Genomic DNA, 15,992 nt, shown 5'->3' on the forward strand with positions numbered 1-15,992 from the left:
GCGGTGGATCAGTCAGAGCATTCGGCACTGAAAGACCGCATTCGCGAGCAAGCCCGCTCCCACATTCAGATCTTCACATGCCAGGGACTCAGCGTTGTGCGCGAAGACGCTCGGCCGCACTGCGCAACAGTGCCTCGGTGCCGTCCCAGCCCAGGCAGCCATCGGTCACCGACACGCCGTATTTCATCGACGGGCTCAGCGGCTGGCAACCTTCGAACAGGTGGCTTTCGAGCATCATGCCGACCAGCGTGGTGTCGCCTTGCAGGCGCTGTTCCAGCACGTCGTTGAACACCGCCGGTTGACGCAGCGGGTCCTTGCCACTGTTGGCGTGGCTGCAATCGACCATGATGCGTGCCGCGACCTTGGACTTGGCCAGGTCGTGCTTCACCTGGGCCACGCTTTGCGCATCGTAGTTCGGCCCACGGTGGCCGCCACGCAGCACCAGGTGAGTATCTGGATTGCCCGGCGTCTGGATGATGGCCGGGTGGCCCTGGCTGTCGACGCCGAAGTGGCGGTGCGGGTGGGAGGCCGAGCGCATGGCGTCACAGGCAATGCCTACGCCGCCGTCGGTGCCGTTCTTGAAGCCCACGGGCATGCCCAGGCCGCTGGCCATTTCGCGGTGGATCTGGGATTCGGTGGTGCGTGCGCCGATTGCGACCCAACTGAGCAGGTCATCGAAGTAGCCGGCGGCCATGGGCTGCAGCAGCTCGGTGGCCACGGGCAGGCCCAGGCGCAGCATTTCGCGCATCAGGGTGCGGGACAGACCGAGGCCGGCGGCCATGTCATCGCTGCCATCCAGGTGCGGGTCGTACGCGAGGCCTTTCCAGCCGATGGTGGTGCGGGGCTTTTCGACGTAGGCGCGGATCACCAGCAGCATCTGGTCGCTGACTTCCAGCGCGAGCTTCTTCAGGTTGCGTGCGTATTCCATGGCCGATTCGGGATCGTGGATCGAGCACGGACCGACAATCACCAGCAAGCGGGAATCTTCGCCATTGAGGATGGCACGCACGGCTTGGCGATGAGCGTGGACTTGCTCGTTGAGGAACGGGCTGAGGGGCAACTGGTGCTTGAGCTCAAGGGAGCTGGGCAGGCGCTGGGTCAGGGTTTCATTGGCGCTGGTCAGGGCGGAAACGGGCAAAGCGGCGACGGAGGAGTTCATATTCAAGGCTTCCTGGGCAAGCGGCGGGTGATTCCCGCGCGCTTGGCCTACTGGGGTGTTCGACAATGGGCCGTATGGGCTGCGTGTGTTGGCTTGCCACCAAGGGGTGACCGATCGGAGGCGGCAGGCTGTCCCGAGCGGATCTGGCTAAATCGCCATGCGGTGCAGATGTCGTAGCGGTAATAGGTGGTGAAGTTCATGTCGTGATTCCTTTTAGTGTTCTTGCAAAAATTTCATGAAGACCTGAAAAAACAAAACCCCCGGTCGGGGAGCCGACCGGGGGTTAGATTTCTCTGGTAGGCGACCCCTTGAACAGTGGGCGCCGATTTCAGGTATCAGGCGCGCCAGTGGCTAAACCAATACCCAAAATAAAAGCTGGCAGTTGCGCTCGAACCGTTCACACGGGTAGCCGGCGCCGACCGCAAGGCGCTGGCAGCAGGGCAAACCTGAGTGTGGATGAGTGGCAACATGCGTGTGTCTCCAAATGATGGGGGGAGCTTACTTGAGGCACACAGGCGGTTTCAATCAGTAATTTCTATCGCGTGGGGGGACCGGCGGCTATCGGGCGAGATATGCTGATGACACCTTGATAGAAATTGCCTGGATGCGCCCATGACTGCCTTGACCCTTGCTGCTGCCCAATCCATATCCATCGCGGGTGACGTGCCGGCCAATATCGAACGGCATCTGGCGTTCATGCGTGCGGCGGCGCAGCAGGGTGTGCAGTTGCTGGTGTTCCCGGAACTGTCGCTGACGGGGTATGAACCTTCGCTGGCCGCAGCCTTGGCGATTGCGCCCGACGACCCTGTGCTGGCGCCGTTGCGTGCAACCGCCCGGGAGTTGGGCCTGACTGCCGTCGTGGGGATGCCGTTGCGGTTGACCCCTGAGGCAGGTGTGACGATTGGGGCATTGGTACTGGGGGCGGAGGGGTCCCTGGCGGTCTACACCAAGCAGCACCTGCATCCTGGCGAGGAGTCGGCGTTTGTCCCGGGGCAGGGCGGCGCGGCACTCCAATGGGGGGATGACCGGATTGCTCTTGCGGTCTGCGCGGACTTTTCCCACGCCAGTCACCCGCGGGCGGCGGCTGAGGCGGGGGCGAATATCTACGCAGCCGGTGTATTGATCAGCGAGGGCGGGTATGCAGCCGACAGCGCCTTGCTTCAAGGGTACGCCGCCGAACACGGCCTGCTGGTACTGATGGCCAACCATGGTGGCCCGTCGGGCGGCTGGGCCTGTGCCGGCCGCAGTGCCCTCTGGGCTGGAGAGGGGCATCTGCTTGCGACGGTGCCCGGTATCGGCGAGGCCTTGGTGATTGGACGTCGCGAGGGTGAGCACTGGGCTGGCAGTGTGGTGGCTGTCTAGATGGCCTTTCACCTGCGTGCGGCCACGGACCAGGATTTGCCCTTCGCCCGGACGCTGACCCATGAGGCCATGCGCCATTACTACAGACAGTACAGTCTGCTGTGGTCCGACGAAGGCTTTGACATCGCGTGGGCGGGGCGCGAGAACTGGCTGATCTGCCGGGATGACATCGTCATGGGGTTCATCAGCCTGAGTCGCGACAGCAAGGCGCTCTATATCCGCGAATTGCACATGCTCGAGCACTCGCGCAAACAGGGGGCGGGCAGTTGGGTGCTGGAGCAGATGGCGCTCAAGGCACGCGAGCAGGGGCGCGGGTTGCTGCGATTGACGGTCTTCAAGACCAATCCCGCGCGGCGCCTGTACCAGCGCCTGGGCTTGAGCATCGTAGGCGAAGAGGACTGCTTCTGGCGCATGGAGCGTGACTGTCAGGGCTCGTAGATGCCGTGATGCTGGCAAACTCTATATATATGACGCTTGCTGCTAGGTCTGCACCGTGGTTTTTTGCTAAGGTGTTCAGCAACCTATAAGACCATATCGCGAGGTGTCTGCTTGATTAGGGTGCTAGTAGTCGATGACCATGATCTCGTTCGTACAGGCATTACACGAATGCTGGCTGACATCGACGGCCTGCAAGTAGTCGGCCAGGCCGAATCGGGGGAAGAATCCCTGATCAAGGCCCGGGAGTTGAAACCCGATGTGGTGTTGATGGACGTCAAGATGCCCGGGATCGGCGGGTTGGGGGCGACCACCAAGTTGCTGCGCAGCCATCCGGACATCAAGGTCGTGGTGGTGACGGTGTGCGAGGAAGATCCTTTTCCGACACGGCTTCTGCAGGCTGGAGCCGCCGGTTACCTGACCAAGGGGGCGGGGCTGGCCGAGATGGTGCAAGCCATTCGCCTGGTGTTTGCCGGCCAGCGTTACATCAGCCCGCAGATTGCCCAGCAACTGGCGATCAAATCCTTCCAGCCCACCAGTGACTCGCCCTTCGATGCGCTGTCGGAGCGGGAAATCCAGATCGCCCTGATGATTGTCGGTTGCCAGAAAGTGCAGACCATCTCCGACAAGCTGTGCCTGTCACCCAAGACCGTCAATACCTACCGCTATCGCATTTTCGAGAAGCTCGCCATCAGCAGTGATGTTGAACTGACCCTGCTCGCAGTGCGCCACGGCATGGTGGACGCCAGCGCCTGACATGACCACGCCGTTTGATCCGAGTGCCTTTCTCTCGACCTGCAGTGGCCGCCCCGGCGTGTACCGCATGTTCGACAGCGAGGCCCGCCTGCTTTATGTGGGCAAAGCCAAGAACCTGAAGAACCGCCTGGCGAGCTACTTTCGCAAGACCGGTCTCGCGCCGAAAACCGCCGCACTGGTGGGGCGCATCGCCCAGGTCGAAACCACGATCACCGCCAACGAAACCGAGGCGCTGCTCCTTGAGCAGACGCTGATCAAGGAATGGCGGCCGCCCTATAACATCCTGCTGCGTGATGATAAGTCCTACCCCTATGTGTATTTGTCTGACGGCAACTTCCCGCGCCTGAGCATTCACCGCGGAGCGAAGAAGCTGAAGGGCAAGTATTTCGGCCCCTACCCGAGCGCCGGTGCGATCCGCGAAAGCCTGAGCCTGCTGCAAAAGACCTTTTTTGTGCGCCAGTGCGAAGACAGCTTCTACAAGAACCGCACCCGGCCTTGCCTGCAATACCAGATCAAACGTTGCAAGGCGCCCTGCGTGGGGTTGGTGGAGCCGGCGGAGTACGCCGAGGATGTGCGGCATTCGGTGATGTTTCTCGAAGGACGCAGCAATGCCCTCACCGATGAGCTCTCCAGTGCCATGGAGCAGGCCGCCAGTACCCTGGACTTCGAGCGGGCCGCCGAACTGCGGGACCAGATCTCATTGCTGCGCCGGGTGCAGGACCAGCAAAGCATGGAAGGCGGCAGCGGCGACGTGGATGTAATCGCGGCGTTCGTCAACCCGGGCGGGGCCTGTGTGCACCTGATCAGCGTGCGCGGCGGGCGAGTATTGGGCAGCAAGAACTTCTTCCCGCAGACCGGTATCGACGAAGACGTGGCCGAGGTCATGGCTGCGTTCCTGGGCCAGTACTACGTCAGCAGCCCCGAGCGCGACCTGCCGTCGGAACTGATCGTCAACGTAGTGCATGAAGACTTCCCCACGCTGATCGAGGCCATCCACGAACTGCGTGGCCGCGAGCTGGACATCAGCCACCGCGTGCGCGGCACCCGTGCCCGCTGGCAGCAACTGGCGGTGACCAACGCCGAGCAGGCCCTGGGCGCACGCTTGGCCAATCGACAGCACGTGGCTGCGCGCTTCGATGCCCTGGCTGAAGTCCTCAACCTGGATGAGCCGCCCCAGCGCCTGGAGTGCTATGACATCAGTCACTCCAGCGGCGAGGCCACGGTGGCGTCCTGCGTGGTGTTCGGGCCGGAAGGGCCGATCAAGTCCGATTACCGTCGCTATAACATCGAGGGAGTGACCGCAGGCGATGACTATGCGGCCATGCACCAGGCGCTGACCCGACGCTTCAGCAAACTGAAGGATGGCGAGGGCAAGTTGCCGGACATCCTGCTGGTGGACGGCGGCAAGGGCCAGTTGTCCATGGCCCGTGACGTGCTCAACGAACTGGCCGTGCCCGACCTGATCCTGCTCGGCGTGGCCAAGGGCACCACGCGCAAGGCCGGTTTCGAGACGTTGTATTTGAACGATGCCGCCCATGAGTTCACCTTGAAGGGCGACTCGCCCGCGCTGCACCTGATCCAGCAGATTCGCGATGAAGCCCACCGTTTCGCCATCACCGGTCACCGCGCCCGGCGCGGCAAAACCCGGCGAACCTCAACCCTGGAAGGGGTGGCGGGGGTCGGCCCGACACGGCGTCGCGACTTGCTTAAACATTTTGGTGGCTTGCAGGAGCTGTCCCGTGCCAGCATTGACGAAATAGCCAAAGCACCCGGTATCAGTAAAAAGCTCGCTGAGCTGATTTATGCGAACCTGCACAGCGAATAGAATGCCTTTCCACCTCGTAGCCAGTTGTGCCGATGAATATCCCTAATCTGATCACCGTTCTACGCGTCCTGCTTATTCCGATTTTCATTCTGTTGTTCTATTTGCCGTACGAATGGAGTTACGCCGCCTCAAGTTCCGTATTCGCCTTTGCGGCTGCCACCGACTGGCTCGACGGCTACCTGGCGCGCCGTCTGGAACAAAGCACGCCCTTCGGCGCGTTTCTTGACCCAGTGGCCGACAAACTCATGGTGGCAGTGGCTCTGGTCCTGCTGGTGCAGGAGCACGGCAACTTGTGGTTGACCTTGCCGGCGGCGGTGATCATCGGCCGTGAGATCGTTGTTTCGGCCCTGCGCGAATGGATGGCCGAAATCGGCGCTCGCGCCCATGTAGCCGTGTCCAATCTGGGCAAATGGAAAACCGCCGCACAAATGCTGGCGCTGGTGATTCTGCTGGCCAACCCGTCGGACTTTTCCTTCTGGGTATTGTTGGGCTACACCTTGCTGCTCATCGCCGCCGGCCTGACCCTATGGTCGATGCTCCAATATTTGCGTGCCGCCTGGCCCCATCTGCGCACTACGGTTGAAAAGAAATAAAACTTTTTTGAATCAAGGGGTTGACGGGTGGTGAGGATTCTATAGAATGCGCATCACCAAGACGCGGGAATAGCTCAGTTGGTAGAGCACGACCTTGCCAAGGTCGGGGTCGCGAGTTCGAGTCTCGTTTCCCGCTCCAAACATTAAAAAAAGCCACTCTAACGAGTGGCTTTTTTTTGCCTGAAATTTATCAAATAGACGCCAAGGCCAACGCCAGTCAGTTAAGCGCAGCACAGGATGGCGTCGTCTTTCCTTAACCGAATGGCATACCGTTTCTGACCCGCTTCCCGCCAGCCGTGTATCGAACAACGAGCTGTTTTCAAAGGCAGGCAAAGATTGATAGCCTATGGCCACTTTTTTTGAGTGCCCGTAATGTCTCGTTCTCATGACTTAAGGGTCGTGCTGGGCCTTGTTTTGATGCTGTCGAGCACGATCAGCCTGGCTGCCAATACGCCTTGCTCAGGCCGCAAGGGTGGAATTGCGGGCTGTGATGGTGATGTGTTCCTGTGTAACGACGGGTCCATCAGTGCCTCGAAAAAAAGTTGCACGGCCTACTTCGGCAATCGGCAGGCGCAGCCCGCGTTGCAACCACTGCAAGGCCTGACGGACAACTGCGGCTGCGGCAGTGGTACCTACTGCACCGGCCCGCGTGGCGGGGTTTACTGCCTCACGCCCTCCGGACAAAAAAGCTACCGGCGTCGTTGACTTCACGATGTGCGCGCGTTTATCGAATCCAGCCTGAGCCCCTGCCAGGTGCTCAGCCGCTGCGCGCAGGGAGTGAGTGCCAGCTCAAGGCTGACCGTCCTGGTCTCCAGAGGTGCCCAAGCCGATAGCCGGATGCGTTTTTGCCTGCATGTCAGCCCGGGCGAAGTCAATGAATGCCCTTAGCGAAGCAGGCATATGCCGACGGCTGGGATAGTACAAATGCAGGCCGGGATAAAAGGGGCACCACTGCGCCAGCACCTGAACCAGTCGGCCAGTCGCCAAGTGTTCCGCCACCATGTCCTCAAACACATAAGCCAGGCCCACGCCCTCCAGTGCCGGGCCGACCATCAGGCCCACGTCACTCAATGTCAGAGGCCCGTTGACTTCGATTTCCTGTGCGATCGCGCCACGCTCGAATTCCCAGCGATACATTGACCCGCTGGGGAATCGATGGCGAATGCAGGGGATGCCGTGCAAGTCCTCGGGTTTTTGAGGTGTGCCATGGCGTGAGAAAAACGCCGGAGCCCCGACCACCACCGAGCGCAGGTTCGGCCCTATCGGCAGCGACACCATATCGGCCTCCAGGCGATTGCCGAAACGCACCCCCGCATCAAAACCACCGGCTACGACGTCTACAAGTGCATCGCTTTCGATCAGGTCAAGTTTGATGTCCGGGTATTGCTTTAGAAACCGGCTTGCGATCGGCAGTACCACCAGCTCGCATGCCTGGCGTCCTGCGGTGATGCGCAGGTTGCCCGAGGGTTTGTCACGAAAGCTGTTGAGGTCCTCGAGTGCATCTTCAATGTCTCTGAAGGCGGGGCGCAGGCGGGTGTAGAGGCGTTCTCCGGCTTCAGTCAACGCAACGCTGCGCGTAGTGCGGTTGAACAGACGCACGCCAAGGCGATTCTCCAGCGCACGCAGCGAGTGGCTCAACGCCGACGGCGTGAGGCCCAGTTCCACGGCGGCACGGCTGAAATTGAGATGGACGGCAATGCACAGAAATATCGACAGGTCGGCGGTGGTGGGGGACTTCATTTGTGAATACCGTTCATAAGGTATAGAAGAATTGTTGGTATTATCACATGAGTCGCAGGGATTTAGAGTGGCATCAACTCAACGCGAGCCTCCGCAATAGTGCAGGAGCCGCTGACAGGAGGAGTTGATATGCGTACTTGGTTCATTACTGGCGCTTCCCGTGGTTTTGGCACGCTGATTGCGGAACACGCGCTGCGTGCAGGCGACGCCGTTATTGCGACTGCCCGTAAACCCCAGGACATCACTGACCGCTTGGGCGACCACCCCAACTTGCTCGTCGTTCGCCTGGATGTGACCCGCGAAGAAGAGGCGCACCGTGCGGTTGCAGAGGGCATCAAGCGTTTTGGTCGCATCGATGTCGCGGTCAACAACGCCGGGTTTGGCGTGCTGGGGGCGGTGGAAGAAACCAGTGCCGGCGAAACGGAGCGCCTCTTCGCGACCAATGTGTTCGGCGTGCTGAATGTCACCCGCGCAGTGCTGCCACATATGCGGCACCAGCGTAGCGGCCATATCATCAATATTTCTTCCATCGGCGGGTATCAGGCTTACATGGGCTGGGGTGTCTACGGCTCCACCAAGTTCGCGGTGGAAGGCATCACCGAAGCGCTTCACCAGGAGCTGGCGCCGCTGGGGATTCACGCAACCGTCGTCGAACCGGGTTTCTTCCGTACTGACTTTCTGGATGATCAGTCGCTGGTGAAGACGCAGCTGGAACTGGCTGACTACGATGAGACGGTGGGCGCAATGCGACAGTTTGCCGAGTCCGCCAACCATGCGCAGCCGGGTGATCCGGTGAAATTTGCCGAGGCTATCCTGGCGCTGGCCAATGCGCCAAAACCTCCGCAACGCCTGGCGCTGGGCAGCGACACGGTGGCGCGTATCCGGGAGAAACACCGTTTTGTGGAAGCGGAGCTGGCGCAATGGAGTGAGTTGGCGTTGTCCACCGACTTCAAGGAGTGATCGGCGCATTGGAAAAACGCCGATGAAACCGGGACTCACCGGCTTCATCGGCGGTCGATCAAGTGTAAGGCGTTTCCCAGCTCCGGTCTCCAGTACGCCATGGACTATGAACCGTTGGTTCATAGGTCATGGGCTTTTTCAGGGCTTATTCATCCCTAACCCTACCGGTAGAGTTCACAGCCAGCGTGCGTTAATCGCCAGCGCACAGCAGTGGGTGTCTGGTCCTTCAAGGCTGGCGCGCGCTTTTTCTTTTTTGCTTATGAAGATGCCCGGCCCATGTCGTTCGCGCCCGCTTTTTTTCCTGTCGCCTCGCCTGCGCGAAATGATCACTGAAGTGGCCATCACCGGCGCCGACTTACCGCGTTTGCTCCCTGGTCTGCTGCCGCGCCTGTGGGCATTCGCCTTGCGGATTTCGGGTGATCGGCATGACGCCGAAGACCTGGTCCAGCGCGCTTGTGTCCATGCCCTCGAGCGCTCCCATCACCTGCGTTCCGGTTCGTCGCCACTGCCCTGGATGTTTTCGATCATCCACTCGCTCTGGATCAGCGAGATTCGCTCGCGCAACGTGCGCCGCCGTTCCCGCGAAGACTGGACCGACAGCCTTGTCGACAGCATCGCTGACCCTTTGACGCCGCAGCCTGAAGACGACCTGATGCATCGGCAACTGATTGCTGCGGTGCATCAACTGCCCGATGGTCAGCGTGAAGTCATGCTGCTCGTGGCGGCGGAAGGCTTCAGCTACAAGGAGGCTGCGCAGATTCTGGAGGTGCCTCTGGGCACGGTCATGAGTCGGATGTCGCGCGCAAGACAGTCGATTGCCGTATTGCTGAAGGTCCAACGGAAGGTTGCCTGACCTGCGCCCTCAGTCACCCAATACCGTGCGGGCTTCCTGCAGGATCTCCTCGGAAAGCGCCGGATCATCCACCGCGCGGGCCAGGATGATCGCACCGACCATGGTCGTCATTTGGTGGATGGCGTGGCGCCGGGTGTTGCGTTTTTTCGCGGCAGCGAACGGGCGCGCCATGATTTCGATCATGCCTTTGACGTGACGGGTGAAGGCCGGTCGCGCCGTGGGCTCGCGCGCCACCTCCGCGCCCAGCGCCGCCATCAGGCAGCCGACGCCCAGGTTATCGCGGTGGGCGTCGGTCAAGTAATCCTGCACGTAGGCCTGCATCAGCCCGACGGAAGCCTTGGCATCTTGCATGCCGGCCAGCGCTTTGGACGACGCGTCGCTCAGGCTCTCGGCGATCAGCGCATCCTTCGATTCGAAGTGGTGATAAAACGTGCCGTGGGTCAGCCCCGTGGCTTTCATGATTTCACTGACACTCACCCCCGCGAAGCCGCGCTCGCGAAACAGGATCGAGGCCTGCTGGAGGATTTGTCGGTGCTTTTCGGCTGTTTCTTCAGGCGGATAGCGCATGTCGGCTCTCAGACCCCATGGAGATTATGTGCGATGGCGACGAGTCTACTCAGGGCGCTGTTCGATTGCATCCGGCTCAAAGCGTGCGCGACGCTTTGAGTCGGATGGCTGCGGTCAGCTCAACAGGGCGCGGTGCTCGGCGATAAACGCGGCAGGTGTTTGCAGCGGCCCGCCGATGATGGCCGTGCCGAGGGTGTCCAGGCCTTCCAGGCGTTTTTCCTGCTGGTCGATTCTGACTGCCTTGAAGTGGCTCAAGTAGGCGGGGTCGGTGTCCAGCCCCAGCAGCTTGACGAATGCTTCCGGTGAAACCTGCTCGAACAGAATCTCTTTGCCCAGGGTATCGGCGACGACACCGGCCAGTTCCCGGTGACTGTATTCGATCGGCCCGTTCAATACGTATGTCTGGTTGGCGTGGGTTTCAGGGTGGGTCAGCACCGCCGTGATGATTTTGCCGATATCGCTGGTGGCGATGGGCGCAAAACGGCTGTCGGCATCGAAGGGCGTAAGGTAGCGACCACTGCGAATCAATGGCGCGATGTAGAGCATCCACTGGGCGAAGAACGTGATGCGCAGGTGGGTGGTCGGCACGCCGGACCAGGTGAACACCTGCTCCGACAGCCAATGACTGAGGGTGGTCTGGCTGCGCGCGTCGGGCCGCGATTGCTTGTGGGACATATTGGCAATGATCTTCACGCCCGCTTCCTTCGCCGCCTGGGCAAACACAGCAGCGGCTTCAACCAGGCCATCGGCGATGGGGTACACGAAGTACGCGCCGTCGACGCCCTGCATCGCCGGGCGCAGCTCTTTGAGCTTCAGCGCATCACCGACAAACACCGTGGCGCCCAAGGCTTCCAGGCGCTGCGAACGCTCGTCTTCACGGTGCACAAACGCGTGCACGCGGTGGCCTTGTTCAAGCAGGTATTTGACCGTAACAGCACCGGTAGTGCCGGTTGCGCCTGAGACCAGGTAAGTGCTCATAAGCTTCTCCTGAGGTTTTTTGACCAATGAATATGGGGTTTAAGGCGGTAGGTTGAATAGGTTTCGACGCTGGCGTCGTAGCATTCAAGCAGTATCATTATACTGTTTGAATGGCTGAAGCATGATGGTCGTAATGTTTGAAGTCAACAGGTCTCGTACAACAAAAAAGTCTGCACGGTTGAGAGGAGCTGTTGCTGTGACAACCGAGCTTGCGGTGATAATCCAGCTTTTTTTGTAGTGAGCGGGCTTGTCGAATCGTCGCACCGCCCGCGCGGGTCTGCGCAGCAGACCCAACAAAGCCGCCGCGTTTTTCCAGGTAGATTGAGACAGCCGCTTTTGGGGCCGCTTCGCGCCCCGGCGCAGGACAAGCCTGCTCACCACAAGGTCAGCGGCGCTGATTTACCACAGCATGCCCGCTAGCCACAAAAAAGCCCGCTCACCCAGGCAGTCGGGGAGCGGGCTTGTTGGTTCAAGCGTTCTGCTACTTCGCCACAGGCATGGCGAAGTCAGCACCGTGGTCGATGCTTTCCGGCCAGCGTTGCATGATGGATTTCTGCTTGGTGTAGAACCGCACACCCTCCACGCCATAGGCATTCATGTCGCCGAACAGGCTCTTCTTCCAGCCGCCAAAACCATGCCAGGCCATCGGCACCGGGATCGGTACGTTGATGCCGACCATGCCCACCTGGATGCGCCGTGAGAAGTCACGCGCGGTATTGCCGTCCCGGGTAAAGCAACTGACGCCGTTGCCGAACTCGTGGGCGTTGACCAGGTTGACCGCTTCGTTGAAGTCCTTGACCCGCACGCAGGCGAGCACCGGGCCGAAGATTTCTTCGAGATAGATGCTCATGTCGGGAGTGACGTGATCGAATAGCGTGGCTCCCAGCCAGAAACCGTCCTGCAACTGCGCCTCTGCCGGCACGAAGTCACGCCCGTCGACCAGCAGTGTCGCGCCGGACGCCACGCCCTGGGCGATGCAGCCGTTGATACGGTCACGCGCCGCGCGGGACACGATGGGGCCCATTTCAGCCTTGAGGTCGCGACCGTCGGTGATGAACAGTTCGCGGGCGCGCCGGGTCAGTTCGGGGATGATTCTGTCGGCCACATTGCCCACCAGGACCGCCACCGAGATCGCCATGCAACGTTCACCGGCACTGCCGTAAGCCGCGCCGATCAGCGCATCCACGGTTTTTTCGATATCGGCATCGGGCATCACCACCATGTGGTTCTTTGCCCCGCCCAACGCCTGCACGCGTTTGCCGTGACGGGCGCCGGTTTCATAGATGTGCTGGGCAATCGGCGTGGAACCGACAAAGCTCACGGCTTTCACGTCCGGGTGTTCCATCAGCGCATCCACCGACTCCTTGTCACCCTGCACCACGTTGAACACGCCTTTGGGCAGGCCGGCTTCTCGCAGCAGTTCGGCCATCAGCAGCGACGCGCTCGGGTCGGTGGGGCTCGGCTTGAGCACGAAGGTATTACCGGCCGCGATGGCGACGGGGTACATCCACATGGGCACCATCACCGGGAAGTTGAACGGAGTGATACCGGCCACTACGCCCAAAGGCTGGCGCATCGTCCAGTTGTCGATACCTCGGGAGACCTGGTCGCTGTGCTCGCCCTTGAGCAATTGCGGGATGCCGCAAGCGAACTCGAGGATATCGATGCCACGCGCCACTTCACCCTGGGCGTCAGTGAAAACCTTGCCGTGTTCCGCCGTAATGATGCGCGCCAGGTCATCCTTGCGCTCCTCCAGCAAACGCAGGTACTGGAACAACACGCGGGCACGGCGGATGGGCGGGGTTTCGCTCCACGACTCGAACGCGGCCTGGGCGGCGGCGACGGCTTCGTCGACGGTCTGGCGGCTGGCCAGCGCGACCCGGCCGGTCACTTCGCCGGTCGCCGGGTTATACACGTCCTGGTAGCGGTCGTCGCGCAGGACCTGTTGGTCATTGATGTAGTGGGAAATGGTAGGCGTCATGGTCGTTGGCTCCAGTCAGAGGCAGATCCGGCGGCAGGCCCGGGAGTTCGGGGCAGGGACCCACGATAGTCTTCCTATTTGTTCTTAACGAGAGCAAAGTACCGAAATCATTGTCCAGCACAGAGAACAATCAATCGATGGAAAAGGTCGAGATCGAAGGGCTGTGGACCCACATCCACTGGCTGTCCGTGCTGGAAGAGCAGGGCACCTACACGGCGGCGGCAGCGCGTCTGGGCGTCAGCAAGTCGCTGGTCAGCCAGCGCATCAGCGACCTGGAAAAAGCCACCGGCACCCGGCTGGTCATCCGCACCACCCGCAGTGTGCGGCTCACCGAGCCGGGGCGGGCGTTGACCCGCGACGTCCGCGGCGCCTACGAACGCATCGCCCAAGGCTTCGCCCGGGCGCGTGACTCGGCCGGCGCCATTCGCGGCCTGATACGCCTGACCGCGCCCGTGGCCTTTGCGCGCCAGCAATTGGTGCCGCATCTGGCGGGCTTCCTGCACGAGCATCCGCAAGTGCGTGTGCAGCTGGATGTCTCCGACGCCCTGAGTTCCCTCGCCGCCGAAGGCTACGACCTCGCCGTGCGCCACAGCTTTCAGGTGCCCGACACCCACGTGGCCTGGAAGCTCTGCAATACCGGCTCGGTACTGGTGGCCACGCGGGATTACCTTGCGCGCCACGGCAACCCCGAATCCCCCGCCGATCTGGGCGGGCACAACTGCCTGTATTACCCGCGTGGCACCGACGCACCGGCCTGGACCTTCGAGCGCGCCAAGCGTGGCCAGCCCGAGCCGCAACGGCTGACGGTGCCGATCACCGGCAGCTTCGCCACCAACAACAGCGAAGCCTTGCGCGATTCAGCCCTCAACCACCTGGGCATCGCCTTGCTGCCCGACTTCAGCGCCCAGGCCGCACTGGCCGACGGACGCCTGATCCGCGTCCTGCCGGACTGGTCACTGACCGGCGCGTTCGCCGACGAAATCTACCTGATCCGACCTTATTCGCCCCACGTGCCCAAATCGGTCAGCGCCTTGGTGAACTACCTGCGCGAACGTTTGAACGAGGGGTTTGAGGTGCGATGATGGGCGCTGCTGGCATACGCAGGGAGATATCGACGTGAAGTACTACTGGCTAAGACAACAAATCGGCATCCCCGGTAAATGGGTGCTGGGGAATGTGCGGCATGTCGATAACTGGCATTTTCGCAACCCTCCGGTGAACTTCATGGAGCCGGGACGCTACACCCTGGACGTGCTGTCCGACGGGTTGGAAATGGACTATTCACTGGCCGGTTATGCCAGTGTCCCGGTGCTCAGTGCCAAGGCGGTTGCCGCGCTGGCCGGCTTGCCCGAGGTGGATGAACCCTACTACCACGTGGTCCTGGAGCCCGTGACGATCGAGGGCAAGGCGGTCGGGCAGGATTACTGCGTGATGGTGATTGAAACCCAGCTGGACTGCGTCCACGAGTCGCGTTCGGCGTGTGAGAAGTTTATTGAGAACGACCCCGTCAGGCCGGACCTGGCGGGTGAGTATCGAGGCTTCTTCAAAATGGTCGTCGACCCGACGCGCATCCAGGGGCAGCACATCTTCCGAGTGAAGAAATTCCTCGGGGCCATCATTGTCAGCGAAGAGGTCAAGCGCCGTTTCGAGCGCGCCGGCGTGACCGGCGCGCTGTTCGAATCGGTGAATGCCGAGGATTACCCGGCCGCGTAAGCGCAGGCGCGCGCTAAGCGTTCAACTGCACCCGTCGCAACCGGCCGCTCAAGGGCACGACCTGCTGGTCCGGCGTGGGCAGGGGGCGGCCCACCAGCCCCATGCCTTCGCTCACCAGCACCGCGTCCTGCACCCGGCACAGGTTCGACGGCGTGTCCAGGTCACGGGCCAGCACGCTGACCTGGCCGCTGCGCAGGTTGCAACTCAGCAATCGCCCGCTGAAGCGGGTAAAGCCCCCGTGCAGCGGCTCGCCGTTCCAGTCGGGCGGCAAGGGTTGTTGCAGGCGGTCGCAGAGCTCCAGCACCAGCAGGTTGCCGTCCGGGCCCCAGGCCAGTCCGGTCGGCAATTGCAGGCCATCGATGACCACGTCGATCTGCCCGCTAGCCGGCTGCACGCGAATCACCTGGCCGGCCTTGTCGACAAAATCGATGCCTTTGCGGGCCTGGTCAGCGTGCAACTCCCCGGAGAACAGGCTGATCAGCACCGCCTCCGTTGCGGGTTCATATACGAGGGTCACCGGTACGGCTTCCTGGCCCTGGGCCAGGTCCGGCAGCTGTATCAGCACGCGCTCGTTCCGGGCGTCGCTGAACTCCACCAGTTGGTTGGTATCCGGCTTGACCGCCAGCCAACTACGGCGGGTGGGGTGATAGCACAGCGCATTCAGGTTGCCCTGGCTGCGAAAGACCGGCTCGGGCGGGCTGTAACTCAAGTCGAGCAGCCGGGAGCCTTCGACATAGTCGGTCTGGCTGGCCAGGCAGCGCCCGTCACCGCAGGCGATGTCCGACAGCCCCATGATTTCGTCCCGGCGCATGCGCGCCTGCATGTTCATGGCGCGAAAGCCCTGGGCAAGGGGGCCACCGCTCAGGTAGGCCCCCGGGCGTTGCGGGTCGGGGTGCAGGCGGCTGATGCGGCCGCTGAACGTCTGGTCCGCCAGGCCGGAGCCGGCCTCCACCAGCAGCAGGCTGCCGTCGGCCAGGGCACAGACGCCACGCGGGTTGAGCAAGCCTTCGGCAATGAATGTGCTGGGGCACAGGGCCTCATCGGGTCGCGAAGGGATATGCAGGGTCATA

Annotated in this window: 16 protein-coding genes and 1 tRNA gene; 11 read left to right on the forward strand and 6 right to left on the reverse strand. The window is 61.6% G+C overall.

The window, feature by feature from the left end:
• Positions 1 to 88: 88 nt before the first annotated feature.
• A complete protein-coding gene (locus ACW9IB_RS13650) occupies positions 89 to 1,159 on the reverse strand; it encodes a 3-deoxy-7-phosphoheptulonate synthase (RefSeq protein ID WP_457414032.1) in 1,071 nt (356 codons plus the stop codon).
• Positions 1,160 to 1,771: 612 nt separating this feature from the next.
• Between ACW9IB_RS13650 and ACW9IB_RS13655 the strand changes: the two genes are divergently transcribed.
• From ACW9IB_RS13655 to ACW9IB_RS13685, 7 genes are all read left to right on the forward strand, one after another.
• Entirely contained in the window at positions 1,772 to 2,521 is a 750-nt protein-coding gene (locus tag ACW9IB_RS13655; protein ID WP_457414033.1) for a carbon-nitrogen hydrolase family protein, read from the forward strand.
• Positions 2,522 to 2,959: a GNAT family N-acetyltransferase gene (locus tag ACW9IB_RS13660; protein WP_457366863.1), complete on the forward strand. Its 438-nt coding sequence runs from the start codon at positions 2,522 to 2,524 to the stop codon at positions 2,957 to 2,959.
• A gap of 111 nt (positions 2,960 to 3,070) precedes the next feature.
• Positions 3,071 to 3,712 (forward strand): response regulator transcription factor GacA, encoded by a 642-nt coding sequence (gene gacA / locus ACW9IB_RS13665; protein WP_003190387.1) that lies wholly within the window; start codon positions 3,071 to 3,073, stop codon positions 3,710 to 3,712.
• Position 3,713: 1 nt separating this feature from the next.
• The gene (gene uvrC, locus ACW9IB_RS13670) at positions 3,714 to 5,537 is read left to right on the forward strand and encodes an excinuclease ABC subunit UvrC (RefSeq protein ID WP_457414034.1); all 1,824 of its coding nucleotides are present in this window, start codon (positions 3,714 to 3,716) and stop codon (positions 5,535 to 5,537) included.
• A gap of 32 nt (positions 5,538 to 5,569) precedes the next feature.
• Positions 5,570 to 6,130 (forward strand): CDP-diacylglycerol--glycerol-3-phosphate 3-phosphatidyltransferase, encoded by a 561-nt coding sequence (gene pgsA / locus ACW9IB_RS13675; RefSeq protein WP_457366861.1) that lies wholly within the window; start codon positions 5,570 to 5,572, stop codon positions 6,128 to 6,130.
• A 63-nt stretch (positions 6,131 to 6,193) separates the two neighbouring features.
• Positions 6,194 to 6,269 (forward strand) — tRNA-Gly (locus ACW9IB_RS13680).
• 278 nt (positions 6,270 to 6,547) lie between these two features.
• Positions 6,548 to 6,835 carry a YdcA family protein gene (locus tag ACW9IB_RS13685; RefSeq protein WP_457414112.1) on the forward strand — a complete coding sequence of 96 codons (288 nt, stop codon included), beginning with the start codon at positions 6,548 to 6,550 and terminating at the stop codon, positions 6,833 to 6,835.
• Between the two features lie 84 nt (positions 6,836 to 6,919).
• Here the strand turns inward: ACW9IB_RS13685 and ACW9IB_RS13690 are convergent, their stop codons facing one another.
• Positions 6,920 to 7,870: a LysR family transcriptional regulator gene (locus tag ACW9IB_RS13690; protein WP_457414035.1), complete on the reverse strand. Its 951-nt coding sequence runs from the start codon at positions 7,868 to 7,870 to the stop codon at positions 6,920 to 6,922.
• A gap of 129 nt (positions 7,871 to 7,999) precedes the next feature.
• Between ACW9IB_RS13690 and ACW9IB_RS13695 the strand changes: the two genes are divergently transcribed.
• Together ACW9IB_RS13695 and ACW9IB_RS13700 are read left to right on the forward strand one after the other, a co-directional pair.
• Positions 8,000 to 8,830, forward strand: a complete 831-nt coding sequence (locus tag ACW9IB_RS13695) for an oxidoreductase (RefSeq protein WP_457414037.1) — start codon at positions 8,000 to 8,002, stop codon at positions 8,828 to 8,830.
• A gap of 322 nt (positions 8,831 to 9,152) precedes the next feature.
• A complete protein-coding gene (locus ACW9IB_RS13700; RefSeq protein ID WP_457414038.1) occupies positions 9,153 to 9,683 on the forward strand; it encodes an RNA polymerase sigma factor in 531 nt (176 codons plus the stop codon).
• 9 nt (positions 9,684 to 9,692) lie between these two features.
• On the opposite strand, the gene ACW9IB_RS13705 is transcribed toward ACW9IB_RS13700, so the two are convergent.
• The 3 genes from ACW9IB_RS13705 to ACW9IB_RS13715 form a co-directional block, all read right to left on the reverse strand.
• Positions 9,693 to 10,250 (reverse strand): TetR/AcrR family transcriptional regulator, encoded by a 558-nt coding sequence (locus ACW9IB_RS13705; protein ID WP_457414039.1) that lies wholly within the window; start codon positions 10,248 to 10,250, stop codon positions 9,693 to 9,695.
• 114 nt (positions 10,251 to 10,364) lie between these two features.
• On the reverse strand, positions 10,365 to 11,228 hold the full coding sequence (locus ACW9IB_RS13710; protein WP_457414040.1) for an NmrA family NAD(P)-binding protein: 864 nt from the start codon (positions 11,226 to 11,228) through the stop codon (positions 10,365 to 10,367).
• Between the two features lie 481 nt (positions 11,229 to 11,709).
• Positions 11,710 to 13,209 (reverse strand): CoA-acylating methylmalonate-semialdehyde dehydrogenase, encoded by a 1,500-nt coding sequence (locus ACW9IB_RS13715; protein WP_457414041.1) that lies wholly within the window; start codon positions 13,207 to 13,209, stop codon positions 11,710 to 11,712.
• A 137-nt stretch (positions 13,210 to 13,346) separates the two neighbouring features.
• Here ACW9IB_RS13715 and ACW9IB_RS13720 point away from each other — a divergent pair, with 137 nt between their 5' ends.
• A complete protein-coding gene (locus ACW9IB_RS13720; RefSeq protein WP_457366854.1) occupies positions 13,347 to 14,291 on the forward strand; it encodes a LysR family transcriptional regulator in 945 nt (314 codons plus the stop codon).
• 34 nt (positions 14,292 to 14,325) lie between these two features.
• Positions 14,326 to 14,922 carry an imm11 family protein gene (locus tag ACW9IB_RS13725; RefSeq protein ID WP_457414042.1) on the forward strand — a complete coding sequence of 199 codons (597 nt, stop codon included), beginning with the start codon at positions 14,326 to 14,328 and terminating at the stop codon, positions 14,920 to 14,922.
• 13 nt (positions 14,923 to 14,935) lie between these two features.
• On the opposite strand, the gene ACW9IB_RS13730 is transcribed toward ACW9IB_RS13725, so the two are convergent.
• Complete coding sequence (locus tag ACW9IB_RS13730) at positions 14,936 to 15,991, reverse strand: hypothetical protein (RefSeq protein ID WP_457414043.1); 1,056 nt, start codon at positions 15,989 to 15,991, stop codon at positions 14,936 to 14,938.
• Between the last annotated feature and the right edge of the window lies 1 nt (position 15,992).

The sequence above is a fragment of the Pseudomonas sp. SDO524_S393 genome, assembly GCF_054071875.1.

Coding starts and splice junctions, on each gene's coding strand:
- uvrC (WP_457414034.1), top strand. CDS start 3,714: ATGACCACGCCGTTTGATCCGAGTGCCTTTCTCTCGACCTGCAGTGGC.
- ACW9IB_RS13715 (WP_457414041.1), bottom strand. CDS start 13,209: ATGACGCCTACCATTTCCCACTACATCAATGACCAACAGGTCCTGCGC.
- ACW9IB_RS13695 (WP_457414037.1), top strand. CDS start 8,000: ATGCGTACTTGGTTCATTACTGGCGCTTCCCGTGGTTTTGGCACGCTG.
- pgsA (WP_457366861.1), top strand. CDS start 5,570: ATGAATATCCCTAATCTGATCACCGTTCTACGCGTCCTGCTTATTCCG.
- ACW9IB_RS13730 (WP_457414043.1), bottom strand. CDS start 15,991: ATGACCCTGCATATCCCTTCGCGACCCGATGAGGCCCTGTGCCCCAGC.
- ACW9IB_RS13660 (WP_457366863.1), top strand. CDS start 2,522: ATGGCCTTTCACCTGCGTGCGGCCACGGACCAGGATTTGCCCTTCGCC.
- ACW9IB_RS13685 (WP_457414112.1), top strand. CDS start 6,548: ATGCTGTCGAGCACGATCAGCCTGGCTGCCAATACGCCTTGCTCAGGC.
- ACW9IB_RS13655 (WP_457414033.1), top strand. CDS start 1,772: ATGACTGCCTTGACCCTTGCTGCTGCCCAATCCATATCCATCGCGGGT.
- ACW9IB_RS13690 (WP_457414035.1), bottom strand. CDS start 7,870: ATGAAGTCCCCCACCACCGCCGACCTGTCGATATTTCTGTGCATTGCC.
- ACW9IB_RS13650 (WP_457414032.1), bottom strand. CDS start 1,159: ATGAACTCCTCCGTCGCCGCTTTGCCCGTTTCCGCCCTGACCAGCGCC.
- ACW9IB_RS13700 (WP_457414038.1), top strand. CDS start 9,153: ATGATCACTGAAGTGGCCATCACCGGCGCCGACTTACCGCGTTTGCTC.
- ACW9IB_RS13710 (WP_457414040.1), bottom strand. CDS start 11,228: ATGAGCACTTACCTGGTCTCAGGCGCAACCGGCACTACCGGTGCTGTT.
- ACW9IB_RS13720 (WP_457366854.1), top strand. CDS start 13,347: ATGGAAAAGGTCGAGATCGAAGGGCTGTGGACCCACATCCACTGGCTG.
- ACW9IB_RS13705 (WP_457414039.1), bottom strand. CDS start 10,250: ATGCGCTATCCGCCTGAAGAAACAGCCGAAAAGCACCGACAAATCCTC.